This is a genomic window from Pseudomonas sp. Pf153 (genome assembly GCF_001269775.1).
GTDB classification, from domain to species: Bacteria; Pseudomonadota; Gammaproteobacteria; order Pseudomonadales; family Pseudomonadaceae; genus Aquipseudomonas; species Aquipseudomonas uvaldensis.
This window is the reverse complement of the sequence record NZ_LHVL01000013.1, coordinates 165,246-177,765: the sequence shown is the minus strand read 5'-3', so window position 1 is coordinate 177,765 and position 12,520 is coordinate 165,246. Positions and strand designations below refer to the sequence as shown.

The window sequence follows — 12,520 nt, the reverse complement described above, 5'->3', positions numbered from 1 at the left end:
AGCTTTGCTCCCACAGGCCCTACACACAGAGGCATTGGGGTATTTATTACCCTTTTATGGTGATTATCACCCTGTCTTGCCAGGGTCATTAATACCCTGATCGGCCGCAGGCGCCCAAACATAAGGGCCACAGCCATGGCCCATCTCTTGCTCTGGCAGGAGAACACGATTCTTTCCCACGGGGTTGCCATGAAAGTTGCCATGAAACACGTCGTCTTGCCGCTTACCTGGTTCGTCCTGCTGTCCTGCGTTGTGGCGCTCGCCAGCGGCTTGTCCCTGAGCCTCGTCTGAACCCTTTTTCCTTTGCCCAAACAAGGATCCACGCCATGGTGCTCCACCGCGTCCATCACCAGATTCTGCGCAGCCATCACTTGTTCGAACCGCTCAACGAAGAACAGCTCGACGAACTGATGAGTACCAGCCAACTGCTGAACATCGACAAGGGCGACCCGCTGTTCCGCCAGGGCGAACCGGCCCAGGCGTTTTACTTCGTGATCGCCGGGGCGGTGAAGATCTACCGGCTGACGCCGGACGGCCAGGAGAAAGTGTTCGAAGTGATAGGCGAGCGCCAGACCTTCGCCGAAGCCATGATGCTGATGGACACGCCCAACTACGTGGCGTCGGCTGAAGCCGTCGGCCCGACCCAGTTATATCGCTTGTCCAATGCCACTTACCTGCGCCTCTTGCAGAGCAACAGCCGGCTGACCTTCGCCCTGCTTGGCAAGCTGTGCGTGCGCCTGCACCAGCGGGTCAACGAGATCGAAACCCTGTCGCTGAAGAACGCCACCCACCGCGTGGTGCGCTACCTGCTGACGCAATTGGTGCGCCTGCACCCCGTGGAAAGCCAATTCGAACTGCCGATGGCCAAACAGTTAATCGCCGGGCACCTGTCCATCCAGCCGGAAACCTTTTCGCGAATCATCCGGCGCCTGATCGACGAGAAAATCATCACCCAGGACGGTCGCCACATCGCCATTCTCGATCGCCCGCGCCTGGAGCAGTTCGAATGAGTCCGCAGCCCACCTGCCTGTACTGCCAGCAGGCCAATCCCGTGAATGAAACCGAATGCCGCCAGTGCGGCATGCCCCTGCCGACCGAAGCGGCACTGGCGCAAGAACGCCGGTTGCGACGCTTCACCTGGTTCTGTGTGGGGCTGACAGTCTTTTGCGTTGCGATGTTTTTCTGGTTGCCGCGCAACATGGTCTGAACGCCTCAGTCCTGGGTCAGTTGCCGGTACAACTGCGGCAACCGCAGCGGTAATTGCTCGGGCTGACGGATCAAGGTGTAACCGTTGGCCCCGAACATGTAAGGCAGATAATCCCCCGCTTCGCGGTCGATGGTGATGCAGAACGGCGTCAGCCCCTGGCGTCGGGCTTCCAACACCGCCTGGCGGGTGTCCTCCACGCCGTAGCGCCCTTCATAGCGATCCAGGTCGTTGGGCTTGCCGTCACTGAGCAGCAGCAACAACTTGCGCCGTCGCTTGCAGCTCGCCAACTGTTGTGTGGCCTGGCGGATTGCCGCGCCCATGCGCGTGTAGTAACCGGGCTTGAGCCCCTGGATGCGGCCGCGGGTGTGGTCGTCATAACGCTGCTTGAACGCCTTGAGTTCATGCAGGCGCACCTGCTGGCGCCGCAAGGACGAAAACCCGTACAAGGCGAAATCGTCCCCAAGTACCGACAGTGTTTCGGCGAACAGCAACAGGCTGTCGCGGATCACGTCGATCACTCGGTGTTCGTCGTTGAGGTGGGCGTCGGTGGACATCGACAGGTCCGCCAACAGCAGGCAGGCCAGGTCGCGACGGGTCTGGCGCTGCTCCATGAACAGGCCCCGCTCGCTGCACGGGCCTTGCTGGCGTTCGACATGAAAGTCCAGCCAGGCTTGCAGATCCAGTTCCGAACCCTGGGTTTGCTGACGCAGCCACTGGCGATCGTTGCGCAGGTGCTCGAACTGGCGACGCAACCGCTGGGCTGGAGCACGCAGGCGTGGCGGCAGGGGCTGAGGTTCGCAGTCCCGGGGAATGAAGGTCTGCAAACTGACGAAATCCGCCTGGAGGCGTTGCTTTCGGTAGTCCCATTCCGGCAACAAGATGCCCTCGCCCAATGGGATGTCATCCACGTCGGCGGGCGGCAGATCCAGGTGCAGTTTCAACCCGCCGCCCTTGCGCAACCGGGTGCGCGACAGGGTCAATTGGTCCAGGTCTTCAGCCACCCGGGCGGCGTCCGGATCTTCGCTATCGTCCGACCAGCGATCCAGATCCACGTGTTCGGTCCAACTGAACAGGTTCTCCAGGCGAACGATGAGCAACCCACCGTCACGGGTGGTTTCGTCGATACGCTCGGCGCGCTTGCGACCACCCTGCTGCTCGCCCGGTGGCGTCGCGAGGTATTGCTCGGAATCCTCCAGGCTGGCCGCCTGGGGGTTGCTCAAGTGACGAGGCGGATACAGCCATAGCGGCAACGGCCAGGCGGCTCGCTCGCTACGGGGAAAATGCTCGACACTGCCCGGCTCGCGCAGGGCCTGGCACAGCGCTCGCTCCAACGCGGCTTCGGCCGAACTCAATGAATCCGAGTCGGGACGAAGGGACAAATGCGCCTCCACCAGGCGCCGATAACGCGGGCGCAGCGCCGGGTAGCGCCGCAACAGCGCCAGGGTCCAACGCTGGTTATCACGGCCCCAGTGTTTCATGGGGTCCGATTGCGCCGCCAGCAAGGCGAGCCAGCGATAAAGCTCCTCGTTCAGCCCGACGTCGGGAAACGCCGCCAGGCTCGCCGGCAATCGCAGATTGTCGCCATCGCACCAGGCCAGCGGCATCTGCTTGCAGGTACCGGCGATCTGCTGCAACAGGTTACGGCGCAGCAAAAGCTCACGATCACTGACCGCTTCCACACCCAGGTGCCGGGCACCGCCGGTGGCGCGAAACAGCACTTGCAAGGCGCGTTGCCGGGGGATCAGCTCCACCCGCGCCTCAGGAAAATCCGCGCTGGCGCGCCGGGTGATGAAACGGTGCCAGACACTGCCGACCCATTCTTCCAGCTCCAGGGTGAATGCCATGCTTGTCCTCCTGTTCGAACGAAACCTGTGTGGCGAAGGGATTGCGCCCCTCGCCACTGTTCATTCAACGGCCAGTGCTCACGACGACACCACTGCCACCGGAACACGTTGTGTTGCGCGACCACGCTGCCTGAAGCTCAGGAGGTAGCAGAGCAACCCCAGCAGGAACCCGACACCGCTGAACAAACGTGCCCAGAACAACGGTTTCAAGTGATCCATGGTCGCCATGAAAGGCATGGCACTGCCATCCGCCATCCAACGCTGCAGCCATACCTGGACCACACCGGCCGCGGTGAGGAACAACGTGATCATCACCATCGACAGGGTCATCAGCCAGAAGCCCCAGATTTCCAGTCGCTGTGAACGCTCGTCCGCCGCCTCCCCCAGACCGCGCAAACGCGGCATGGCGTAGCTGATGAGCGTCATCACGATCATCGCGTAGGCGCCATAGAACGCCAGGTGGCCGTGGGCCGCCGTCAGTTGCGAGCCGTGGGTGTAGTAGTTGACCGGTGCCAGGGTATGCAGGAAACCCCAGACGCCCGCGCCGAAGAACGCAGTGACCGTGGTGCCCTTGGCCCACAGCGTGGCGGCACGGTTGGGGTGTTGCCGACGACGGTTCTTCACCATGCTGAAGGCGAATACCACCATCGCCAGGAACGGCAGCGGTTCCATCGCCGAGAAGATCGAGCCAACCCACAACCAGACCTCGGGCGCGCCGATCCAGAAAAAGTGGTGACCGGTACCGATGATCCCGGTAATCAGCGCCATGGCGATGATGACGTACAACCATTTCTCCACCACTTCACGGTCCACGCCGGTGACCTTGATCAGCACGAAGGCCAGCATCGCGCCCATGATCAACTCCCAGACGCCTTCGACCCAAAGATGCACCACCCACCACCAGTAGTACTTGTCGCGAGCGAGGTTTTCCGGGTTGTAGAAAGAGAACAGGAAGAACACCGCCAGGCCGATCAAGCCGGTCATCATGACCATGCTGACGGTGGTCTTGCGGCCCTTGAGCAGGGTCATGCCGATGTTGTAGAGAAAGCCCAGGCACACCACCACGATGCCCATTTTGGTAATCGTCGGCTGCTCCAGGAATTCGCGCCCCATGGTCGGCAGCAAATCGTTGCCGGTGACTTTCGCCAGCGTGGCATAGGGCACCGAGAGGTAGCCCAGGATGGTCATCACCCCGGCCGCCGCGAATACCCAGAACAACAGCAGCGCCAGTTTCGGGCTGTGCAGTTCGCGATCCGCCTCCTCCGGCACCAGGTAGTACGCCGCGCCCATGAAGCCGAACAGCAGCCAGACGATCAACAGGTTGGTGTGGACCATGCGGGCCACGTTGAAGGGAATCAGCGGGAACAGGAAATCGCCGACCACGTATTGCAGCCCCATGATCAAGCCGAACAACACCTGCCCCAGGAACAGCATCAGGGCGAACACGAAGTACGGTTTGGCGACGGCTTGCGAGGCGAATTTCAGATGCGGGTTAGCCATGCTCATCTCTCAGCCCTCCTTGTTTGGCGGCCAGCCATTGGTGTTGATTTTCGAGCTCCACTTGAGGAACTCGGCAATGTCGTCGACCTCTTGCTCGCTCAGGTTGAATTGCGGCATGGCCCGCCGTCCCGGAACGCCCAGGGGCTGCATTTTCATCCAGGCCTGGAGGAAAGGCTTGAAGGCTTCCTCGCCGCCGCGACGGTTGACCACGTTGCCCAGCTCCGGCGCAAAGTAAGCGCCCTCGCCCAGCAGCGTATGGCAGCCGATGCAGTTGTTGCGCTCCCAGACGCCCTTGCCGCGAATCACCGATTCGGTCAACTGCGCCTGGTTGCTACGGTCTGGAAAGGTCTGTTCCGTGTGGTAGGTCAAGGCCAGGAATATCAGGAAAAAGAACACGCTTCCCCCGAAATAAATATTCCTGGCCATGCCTTTGGTGAAGGTATCTGACATGGTCACTTCCTCATTGCTTGGCGTGTTCATTCTAGGAAGCGAGGGGTCTGGAACCGCTTGATGGCGATCAAGAATTTCCGATGGTTTTGGTGGGGTATCAGGGTGAATTTGCCTTATGGCAATGTTGCGCCGATCACGACTGCCAGCATCACTGCCCAACTCAACACCAGCCACCGCCACAAGCGTGGCGCACGGCGAAGTTCCATGAAGCCGTCGGCGATCAGCCAGGCCTTGGCCACGGCGACCGTCAACAAGGCGAAGGTGCCCCATCCGGTGGCGGCGGCCTGCCCCAGCGCCACAGTGCCTGCGCTGAGCATTGCCAGGGCCATCCAGCAAGCGATCAGGACACGGGAAGTCGACATGTTGAACTCACTCAATCGAGGATATAGACCAGCGGAAACAGCACCACCCACACCAAGTCCACCATGTGCCAATACAACACGCCGGACTCCAATCCACTGCAGCGCTGGGGCCTGTAGCGATGTCGACGGCAGCCTTCGGCCAGCCAGCCGAGGATCACCATGCCCAGCAGCACGTGCAAGAAATGGAACGCCGTGAGAATCCAGTACAAGGTGAAGAAGGTGCTGTGCTCCAGGCCCAGGCCGCTGGCCGAGAGGTGGGCATATTCCGTGAGTTTGATGGCGACATAGCCGCTGGCCGACAGCAGCGCCAGGCACAAGCACAACGCGCCCCGGCGGGGTCGGTCGAGACGGACCTGTTCCTGGGCCAGCGCCGCGAACAACCCGGCGGTCAGCAGGCTGAGGGTCATCGCCAGGCCAGTGGAGCGGTCCAGCCACTGCCGGCCTTCGCTGAAGGTCTGCGGATACAATGCCTGGGCAACCGTGAATGCCAGCATCAGCAAGGCGAACACCGACAGCTCGGCGAGGATGAAAAACCACATCGCCAGGTCACCCGGCAGATGTCGCCGGGTGTCGATCGTGGTGTCAGCCGAAGTGGACATCGACCACATCCATCAGCGCTGCAACCGTCTGCGGATCGTCGCTCAAGGGCTCGGCCAGGCATGCCAGGCAGGCCTGGCGCGGATCCATGCCGGCACCGATCATGCGCGCCGCGAAGATCAGCAAGCGAGTGGAAGCGACTTCCTCCAGGTCATGCTGATCGAGCCGACGCAGCGCCTGTCCGAGCCGTACCACCTGGGCCGCCAGGACCATGTCCACGTTGGCTTCGCGAGCCACGATACGCTCTTCATCGGCCTGCGCCGGATAGTCGAAGCGCATCGCCACGAAACGTTGGCGGGTGCTGGGTTTCATGCCCTTGAGCAGGTTCTGATAACCGGGGTTATAGGACACCACCAACATGAAGGACGGCGGCGCCTGGAGCACTTCGCCGGTGCGCTCCAGATACAGCTGACGACGGTCGTCCGCCAGCGGGTGCAATACCACCGCCGTGTCCTGACGCGCTTCGACCACCTCATCCAGATAACAGATACCGCCCTCGCGCACCGCACGGGTCAGTGGCCCGTCCTGCCACCAGGTGCCCTGGGCACCGATCAGGTGCCGACCGACCAGGTCGGCGGCGCTCAGGTCGTCGTGGCACGCCACCGTGTACAGCGGCAGCTTCAGGCGGTGAGCCATGTGTTGGACGAAACGGGTTTTCCCACAGCCTGTCGGGCCTTTGATCAGCACCGGCATGCCGTGGCGCCAGGCCTGTTCGAACAACGCCGGCTCGTTGTCCTGGAACTGGTAGAAGGGTTCGTCCGGCTGCTGGAGAGAGAGACTTGGGTTCATTGAATGACCTTCGCGAGCAATACGATTGCCGCTCACGCTACGGTGCCCTGCGACAACCTGGCAAGGCGCTCGGCGGGCAAACTTGATCGACGTCAAGCGGGTTACCAGCGGCCAGGGAATAGCCTTGCATCGCACCCGGAACCTGCGCGCCGAACCTCCATTACAGCGCAGCGCGGGTCATGCCTGAGGAGAAATGGAATGCTGATCAGCCACAAAAAATCGTGGGTCTTGAGTGTCACGGCGCTGTGTACCGCGCTGGCTGCACCCCACGCCTTCGCCGACCAACCCGCCGCCCCGGAACAGCCCCGCATGGTCAAGACCGAAGGCGCGCCGGACCTGAGCCAGGCCGATTTCGACGCGGCCAAGGAAATCTACTTCCAGCGCTGCGCCGGTTGCCACGGAGTGCTGCGCAAGGGCGCAACCGGCAAGCCATTGACGCCGGACATCACTCAGGCGCGCGGCCAGGCCTATCTGGAAGCGCTGATCACCTACGGCTCGGCCGCCGGCATGCCGAACTGGGGCACCTCCAATGCCCTGACCAAGGACCAGATCACGGTCATGGCCAAGTTCATCCAGCACACCCCGCCGACGCCGCCGGAATGGGGCATGGCCGAAACCCTCAAGACCTGGAAAGTGCTGGTCAAGCCGCAGGACCGGCCGAGCAAGCAACTCAACTCCCTGAACCTGCAAAACCTGTTCTCGGTGACGCTGCGCGACGACGGCAAGATTGCCCTGATCGACGGCGACAGCAAGAAGATCGTCAAGCTGATCGACACCGGTTATGCGGTGCACATTTCCCGTATTTCCGCCTCGGGACGCTACCTGCTGGTCATCGGTCGCGACGCCAAGATCGACATGATCGACCTGTGGCCGAAAGAACCGACCAAGGTCGCGGAGATCAAGGTGGGCATCGAAGCCCGCTCGGTGGAGACCTCCAAGTTCAAGGGCTATGAAGACAAGTACGCCATTGCCGGCTCCTACTGGCCGCCGCAGTTCACCATCATGGATGGCGAGACCCTGGAGCCCAAGCAGATCGTGTCCACCCGCGGCATGACCGTCGACACCCAGCAGTACCACCCCGAACCGCGGGTCGCCGCCATCATCGCGTCCCACGAATGGCCGGAGTTCATCGTCAACGTCAAGGAAACCGGCAAGGTAATGCTGGTCAATTACCAAGACATCAAGAACCTCACCATCACCAGTATCGACGCGGCGCCGTTCCTCCATGACGGCGGTTGGGACAGCAGCCACCGCTATTTCATGACGGCGGCCAACAACTCCAACAAGGTCGCGGTGATCGACTCCAAGGAGCGCAAGCTCACCGCCCTGGTGGATGTCGGCAAGACCCCGCATCCGGGACGCGGCGCCAACTTCAATCACCCACTCTACGGACCGGTCTGGGCCACCAGCCACTTGGGTGACGCCGGGGTTTCGCTGATTGGCACCGACCCGGTCAAGCACCCGCAATACGCCTGGAAACAGGTGGGTTCGCTCCAGGGCCAGGGCGGCGGTTCGCTGTTCATCAAGACCCATCCGCAGTCACGCCACCTGTACGTCGACACCACCCTCAGCCCCGATGCCAAGCTCAGCCAATCGGTGGCGGTGTTCAACATCGACAAGCTCGACGCCGGCTACACCGTGCTGCCGATTGCCGAGTATGCGGGCATCAAGAAAGGCGCGCTGCGCGTGGTGCAGCCGGAGTACAACAAGGCCGGCGATGAGGTCTGGTTCTCGGTCTGGAGCGGTCAGGAAGACGAGTCGGCGCTGGTGGTGATCGACGACAAGACCCTCAAGGTCAAGGACGTGATCAAGGACAAGCGCCTGATCACCCCGACCGGCAAATTCAACGTCTACAACACCCAACATGACATCTATTGAGCTCCATCAATAAGAGGAAAAACCATGAAGCCTATTCTGATCGCACTGGCCTTGACCGCTGTCTCCAGCCTGCAACCGGCCCTGGCCGAAGACGGCCCGACGCTGTTCAAGAGCAAGCCCTGCGCGGCCTGCCACTCCATTGATACCAAGGTGGTGGGCCCGGCGCTCAAGGATATCGCGGCAAAAAACGCCAACGTCCCCGGTGCACAGGACGTGCTTGCCAAGCACATCAAGGAGGGCACCCAAGGTAACTGGGGCCCGATGCCGATGCCGGCCAACCCGGTGACGGAAGAGGAAGCCAAGGTACTGGCGGCGTGGGTGTTGAGCCTCAAATAGCCCAGGCACGGAACCCGGTGGCGCGGGGATAAATTCCCTCGCCACTGATAATTCCATTTCACTGATAAAGCTTCTTTCTGAAGAGGCGCGAAAATTTCGATCAGGAGGCGTCATGGAACGACACAGCTCTGCACACCGGATGGGCGCCTTCCTCCTGCTCTTCTGCACCTCGGTACTGGCCGCGCCCGACAGCCAGCGCCAGGCTCAACTCCAGCATTTGCTGGACCAGGACTGCGGCGCCTGCCACGGCCTGTACCTGACCGGCGGCCTCGGCCCGTCGCTGACACCGCAGGCACTCGCTGGCAAATCCCGCGACAGTCTCATCGCCACCGTCACCCAGGGACGCCCCGGCAGCGCCATGCCCGGCTGGGCAGCCCTGTTGGGACCCGACGATATCCGCTGGCTGGTGGACCGGCTTCTGCAAGGAAAACCTGCCTCATGATCCGCATCCGCGCCTTACTGACCTCGACCGCCATCGCCCTGTTGCTCTACGGCTGCACCCAGACCCCGCTGCGCGGCACCGGCGACCTGGGCGTGGTGGTGGAGCGCGCCACCGGCAGCGTACAAATCATCGAGAGCGACACCCGCACCGCCCTTGCCCGCGTCGACGGACTGGGGGATCTGTCCCACGCTTCGGTGGTGTTCTCCCGCGACCAACGCTACGCCTATGTGTTCGGCCGCGATGGCGGGTTGAGCAAGGTCGACCTGCTGACTGCGCGGATCGAGCGCCGGATCATCCAGGGTGGCAACAGCATCGGCGGCGCGATCAGCCAGGATGGCAAGCTGATCGCCGTTTCCAACTACGAACCCGGCGGCGTCAAGGTGTTCGATGCCCGGACCCTGGAGCCAATCGCCGATATTCCCGCCACCCCCTTGCCTGACGGTCACAAGCGTTCTCGGGTGGTGGGTCTGGTGGACGCGCCGGGACAACGCTTCGTGTTCAGCCTGTTCGACACCGGCGAAATCTGGATCGCCGATTTCAGCCAGGGCCCAGCACCGCGCATCGAGCGTTTCACCGCCATCGGCCAACAACCCTATGACGCACTGATCACCCCGGACGGCCGCTATTACATGGCCGGGCTGTTCGGTGAGGACGGCATGGCGCAACTCGATCTCTGGCATCCTGAACGGGGCGTGAAACGCGTGCTCGGGCATTACGGACGTGGCGAGGCCCGGCTGCCGGTGTACAAGATGCCTCACCTGGAAGGTTGGGCCCTGGCCGACCAGCAAGCATTCGTCCCCGCCGTCGGTCATCACCAGGTGTTGGTGATGAATGCCCGCAACTGGCAGCCGGTCGACGCCATTGCCGTCGCCGGCCAACCGGTGTTTGTCACGGCCAGGCCGGATGGCCGTCAGGTGTGGGTCAACTTCGCCTACCCGGACAATGACCGCGTCCAGGTTATCGACACCCAGACCCACGCCATCGTCGCCGACCTGAAACCAGGGCCCGCGGTGCTGCACATGGAGTTCACCGCACGGGGCGACCAGGTGTGGCTGTCGGTCCGGGATGGTGGCGAGGTACAGGTATGGGATCCGTACCGGGTCGAGCGCCTGGGCGCCCTGCCCGCCCTCAGCCCCAGCGGCATTTTCTTCAGCAGCCGTGCGCATAAACCGGGGTATTGATATGTCCAGTACCTCGCTCGCCCGCCGCCTGATCGATCGCTTCCAGCATGGCCTGCCATTGTGCGCCGAACCTTACCGGGCCATGGCCGACGCCCTGGGTTGCACCGAGGCTCAAGTGCTCGAATGCCTGCAACACCTGCAACTGGCCGGCAGCCTGTCGAGGGTGGGCCCGGTGTTCGAACACACCCGGGCCGGGGCCAGCACCCTGGCGGCCCTGGCGGTGCCCGTCGATCGTTTGCATCACGTGGCACACCGTGTCAGCCAGTACCCCGAAGTCAATCACAACTATGCACGGGAACATCGCTACAACCTGTGGTTCGTCCTGACCGGTCCCAACCGCGCGCACCTGGACAACATCCTCCAGGAGCTGGAAAAAGACACCGGCCTCACGCCCCTGGACCTGCCCATGCTGAGCGCCTACCGCATTGATCTGGGTTTCCCACTGGAGGCTTCCCATGAATAACGCCTTGAATGAGCAACAAGCCCTGGCCCTGCGCCGCCTTCTGGAGACGGGCCTGCCCCTGACGCCGCGCCCGTTCCGCAACCTGGCCGGGCAAATCGATGCGAGCGAACAGCAGGTGCTCGACCAGGTGCAGCACTGGCATGAACAGGGTCTGTTCCGTCGCGTCGGCCTGGTGGTCAACCACCGGGCCCTGGGTTTCGCTGCCAACGCCATGCTGGTACTGGACGTGCCGGACGCCTTGGTCGATGAAGTGGGACGACGCCTGGGGCAAGCGCCGGGGATCAGCCTTTGCTATCAGCGACCACGACGCCTGCCCCAATGGCAGTACAACCTGTTCTGCATGATTCATGGCCGTCAGCGCGATCGCGTGGAAGCCCAGGTGCAGGCCCTGCTCGAACACCATCTACTGGACGACCTGCCCCACGAGCTGCTGTTCAGCTCCCATCTGTTCAAGCAATGCGGCGGACGCTTCGCCCCACCGGCTGGAGCCGTTCTCCATGGATGAGCTGGACCGCCAACTGATCAACCGCCTGCAACTGGGCCTGCCGCTGGTGCGTCATCCCTGGCGGGCATTGGCCCATGAGCTGGGTAGCAGCAGTACCGAGTTGCTCGACCGCCTGCACGAGCTGCTCAACGACGGCGTGCTCACCCGTTTCGGCCCGATGTTTGATATCGATCGCCTGGGCGGCGCGTTCACCCTGGCGGCGCTGGCAGTGCCCGAACCGCGCTTCGACACCATCGCCGAGCTGCTCGCGGGCATGCCCGAAGTGGCCCACAACTACCGTCGCGAACACACCTGGAACATGTGGTTCGTGCTCGCCTGCACCAGCGAACAGGCGATCACCGACACCCTGCTGCGCATCGAACGCCTCACCGGCCTGGTGCCGCTGAACCTGCCCAAGGAGGAGACCTACCATGTCGGCCTGTATTTTCCGGTCTGATGCTTCGCTGCAAACGTCCACACGGCTGGACGAAACACCCGCGGCGCGGCGACTGGTAGCGCTGACCCAGGCCGGCCTGCCCCTGGTGGAAGACCCCTGGGCCTGGCTCGCGGAGCAATTGGGGATGGACGTGGACGCGACCCTCAAGCTGCTCAAGCAGTTGCAGGCCGAAGGCGCCATTCGCCGCATCGCCGCCGTCCCCAACCATTACCGCCTGGGCTTTCGCCACAACGGCATGACGGTCTGGGATGTATCCGACGCTGACATGCCGCGCCTCGGCGCACTGCTGGGGGCGCAACCCTTTGTCAGCCACTGCTATCGCCGCCCGCGTCGGCCCGGCTGGCGCTACAACCTGTTCGCCATGGTGCACGGCCGCAGCCGCGAAGAAATCGACCGCTACCGCGACCATTTGCGTTACCTGCTGGGCGGCGCTTGCGAAGCCGACGACATGCTGGTGAGCAGTCGCATCCTGAAAAAGACCGGCCTGCGCCTGCCACCCGGCGTGCGCTAATCCCATGAGGACAAGGAGT

At 62.8% G+C, this 12,520-nt stretch carries 17 protein-coding genes; 11 read left to right on the top strand and 6 right to left on the bottom strand.

Translation table 11 applies throughout. The features are described from left to right. Positions 1-135 precede the first annotated feature (135 nt). Genes AD666_RS26425 through AD666_RS09685 form a run of 3 tightly spaced genes read left to right on the top strand, consistent with a single transcriptional unit; the run spans position 136 to position 1,207 of the window. Positions 136-291: a hypothetical protein gene (locus tag AD666_RS26425; protein ID WP_156315928.1), complete on the top strand. Its 156-nt coding sequence runs from the start codon at positions 136-138 to the stop codon at positions 289-291. Positions 292-326: 35 nt separating this feature from the next. Continuing rightward, the gene (locus AD666_RS09690; protein ID WP_053150861.1) at positions 327-1,010 is read left to right on the top strand and encodes a Crp/Fnr family transcriptional regulator; all 684 of its coding nucleotides are present in this window, start codon (positions 327-329) and stop codon (positions 1,008-1,010) included. Next, the gene (locus AD666_RS09685; protein ID WP_053150858.1) at positions 1,007-1,207 is read left to right on the top strand and encodes a hypothetical protein; all 201 of its coding nucleotides are present in this window, start codon (positions 1,007-1,009) and stop codon (positions 1,205-1,207) included. The genes AD666_RS09690 and AD666_RS09685 overlap by 4 nt, the downstream gene beginning before the upstream one ends. Before the next feature lie 5 nt (positions 1,208-1,212). Here AD666_RS09685 and AD666_RS09680 read toward each other — a convergent pair whose 3' ends face one another. The 6 genes from AD666_RS09680 to AD666_RS09655 form a co-directional block, all read right to left on the bottom strand. Next, a complete protein-coding gene (locus AD666_RS09680) occupies positions 1,213-3,051 on the bottom strand; it encodes a nitric oxide reductase activation protein NorD (protein WP_053150853.1) in 1,839 nt (612 codons plus the stop codon). Positions 3,052-3,129: 78 nt separating this feature from the next. Then, positions 3,130-4,557 carry a cbb3-type cytochrome c oxidase subunit I gene (locus AD666_RS09675; RefSeq protein ID WP_053150852.1) on the bottom strand — a complete coding sequence of 476 codons (1,428 nt, stop codon included), beginning with the start codon at positions 4,555-4,557 and terminating at the stop codon, positions 3,130-3,132. A gap of 3 nt (positions 4,558-4,560) precedes the next feature. After that, positions 4,561-5,001: a cytochrome c gene (locus AD666_RS09670; RefSeq protein ID WP_053150849.1), complete on the bottom strand. Its 441-nt coding sequence runs from the start codon at positions 4,999-5,001 to the stop codon at positions 4,561-4,563. A 113-nt stretch (positions 5,002-5,114) separates the two neighbouring features. Next, positions 5,115-5,363 carry a cytochrome C oxidase subunit IV family protein gene (locus AD666_RS09665; protein WP_053150844.1) on the bottom strand — a complete coding sequence of 83 codons (249 nt, stop codon included), beginning with the start codon at positions 5,361-5,363 and terminating at the stop codon, positions 5,115-5,117. Between the two features lie 11 nt (positions 5,364-5,374). Beyond that, positions 5,375-5,962, bottom strand: a complete 588-nt coding sequence (locus AD666_RS09660) for a cytochrome c oxidase subunit 3 family protein (protein WP_053150842.1) — start codon at positions 5,960-5,962, stop codon at positions 5,375-5,377. Then, positions 5,946-6,749, bottom strand: coding sequence for a CbbQ/NirQ/NorQ/GpvN family protein (locus AD666_RS09655; protein ID WP_053150840.1), 804 nt, complete (start codon positions 6,747-6,749; stop codon positions 5,946-5,948). Before AD666_RS09655 ends, AD666_RS09660 begins: the two co-directional genes overlap by 17 nt. Positions 6,750-7,058: 309 nt before the next feature. On the opposite strand from AD666_RS09655, the gene nirS reads away from it, so the two are divergent. The 8 genes from nirS to AD666_RS09615 all read left to right on the top strand — a co-directional run bounded on the left by nirS (position 7,059) and on the right by AD666_RS09615 (position 12,501). Then, a complete protein-coding gene (nirS, locus tag AD666_RS09650) occupies positions 7,059-8,627 on the top strand; it encodes a nitrite reductase (RefSeq protein WP_232775923.1) in 1,569 nt (522 codons plus the stop codon). Between the two features lie 24 nt (positions 8,628-8,651). After that, a complete protein-coding gene (locus AD666_RS09645) occupies positions 8,652-8,963 on the top strand; it encodes a c-type cytochrome (RefSeq protein ID WP_053150834.1) in 312 nt (103 codons plus the stop codon). A 112-nt stretch (positions 8,964-9,075) separates the two neighbouring features. Next, on the top strand, positions 9,076-9,405 hold the full coding sequence (locus AD666_RS09640) for a cytochrome c (protein WP_053150831.1): 330 nt from the start codon (positions 9,076-9,078) through the stop codon (positions 9,403-9,405). Continuing rightward, entirely contained in the window at positions 9,402-10,586 is a 1,185-nt protein-coding gene (locus tag AD666_RS09635; RefSeq protein ID WP_053150830.1) for a cytochrome D1 domain-containing protein, read from the top strand. The genes AD666_RS09640 and AD666_RS09635 overlap by 4 nt, the downstream gene beginning before the upstream one ends. A 1-nt stretch (position 10,587) precedes the next feature. Continuing rightward, positions 10,588-11,049, top strand: a complete 462-nt coding sequence (locus AD666_RS09630) for an Lrp/AsnC family transcriptional regulator (protein WP_053150829.1) — start codon at positions 10,588-10,590, stop codon at positions 11,047-11,049. Then, positions 11,042-11,554 (top strand): Lrp/AsnC family transcriptional regulator, encoded by a 513-nt coding sequence (locus tag AD666_RS09625; protein ID WP_053150828.1) that lies wholly within the window; start codon positions 11,042-11,044, stop codon positions 11,552-11,554. The genes AD666_RS09630 and AD666_RS09625 overlap by 8 nt, the downstream gene beginning before the upstream one ends. Continuing rightward, positions 11,547-11,990 carry an Lrp/AsnC family transcriptional regulator gene (locus tag AD666_RS09620; RefSeq protein WP_053150827.1) on the top strand — a complete coding sequence of 148 codons (444 nt, stop codon included), beginning with the start codon at positions 11,547-11,549 and terminating at the stop codon, positions 11,988-11,990. The genes AD666_RS09625 and AD666_RS09620 overlap by 8 nt, the downstream gene beginning before the upstream one ends. After that, positions 11,965-12,501 (top strand): Lrp/AsnC family transcriptional regulator, encoded by a 537-nt coding sequence (locus AD666_RS09615; RefSeq protein WP_053150826.1) that lies wholly within the window; start codon positions 11,965-11,967, stop codon positions 12,499-12,501. Before AD666_RS09620 ends, AD666_RS09615 begins: the two co-directional genes overlap by 26 nt. Positions 12,502-12,520 lie beyond the last annotated feature (19 nt).

What these genes read in the sequence shown, in the direction of transcription:
- AD666_RS09620 (WP_053150827.1), top strand. Translation starts at nt 11,547, where the DNA reads ATGGATGAGCTGGACCGCCAACTGATCAACCGCCTGCAACTGGGCCTG.
- nirS (WP_232775923.1), top strand. Translation starts at nt 7,059, where the DNA reads ATGGTCAAGACCGAAGGCGCGCCGGACCTGAGCCAGGCCGATTTCGAC.
- AD666_RS09640 (WP_053150831.1), top strand. Translation starts at nt 9,076, where the DNA reads ATGGAACGACACAGCTCTGCACACCGGATGGGCGCCTTCCTCCTGCTC.
- AD666_RS09665 (WP_053150844.1), bottom strand. Translation starts at nt 5,363, where the DNA reads ATGTCGACTTCCCGTGTCCTGATCGCTTGCTGGATGGCCCTGGCAATG.
- AD666_RS09670 (WP_053150849.1), bottom strand. Translation starts at nt 5,001, where the DNA reads ATGTCAGATACCTTCACCAAAGGCATGGCCAGGAATATTTATTTCGGG.
- AD666_RS09685 (WP_053150858.1), top strand. Translation starts at nt 1,007, where the DNA reads ATGAGTCCGCAGCCCACCTGCCTGTACTGCCAGCAGGCCAATCCCGTG.
- AD666_RS09625 (WP_053150828.1), top strand. Translation starts at nt 11,042, where the DNA reads ATGAATAACGCCTTGAATGAGCAACAAGCCCTGGCCCTGCGCCGCCTT.
- AD666_RS09675 (WP_053150852.1), bottom strand. Translation starts at nt 4,557, where the DNA reads ATGAGCATGGCTAACCCGCATCTGAAATTCGCCTCGCAAGCCGTCGCC.
- AD666_RS09680 (WP_053150853.1), bottom strand. Translation starts at nt 3,051, where the DNA reads ATGGCATTCACCCTGGAGCTGGAAGAATGGGTCGGCAGTGTCTGGCAC.
- AD666_RS09655 (WP_053150840.1), bottom strand. Translation starts at nt 6,749, where the DNA reads ATGAACCCAAGTCTCTCTCTCCAGCAGCCGGACGAACCCTTCTACCAG.
- AD666_RS09690 (WP_053150861.1), top strand. Translation starts at nt 327, where the DNA reads ATGGTGCTCCACCGCGTCCATCACCAGATTCTGCGCAGCCATCACTTG.
- AD666_RS09630 (WP_053150829.1), top strand. Translation starts at nt 10,588, where the DNA reads ATGTCCAGTACCTCGCTCGCCCGCCGCCTGATCGATCGCTTCCAGCAT.
- AD666_RS09615 (WP_053150826.1), top strand. Translation starts at nt 11,965, where the DNA reads ATGTCGGCCTGTATTTTCCGGTCTGATGCTTCGCTGCAAACGTCCACA.
- AD666_RS09645 (WP_053150834.1), top strand. Translation starts at nt 8,652, where the DNA reads ATGAAGCCTATTCTGATCGCACTGGCCTTGACCGCTGTCTCCAGCCTG.
- AD666_RS26425 (WP_156315928.1), top strand. Translation starts at nt 136, where the DNA reads ATGGCCCATCTCTTGCTCTGGCAGGAGAACACGATTCTTTCCCACGGG.
- AD666_RS09635 (WP_053150830.1), top strand. Translation starts at nt 9,402, where the DNA reads ATGATCCGCATCCGCGCCTTACTGACCTCGACCGCCATCGCCCTGTTG.
- AD666_RS09660 (WP_053150842.1), bottom strand. Translation starts at nt 5,962, where the DNA reads ATGTCCACTTCGGCTGACACCACGATCGACACCCGGCGACATCTGCCG.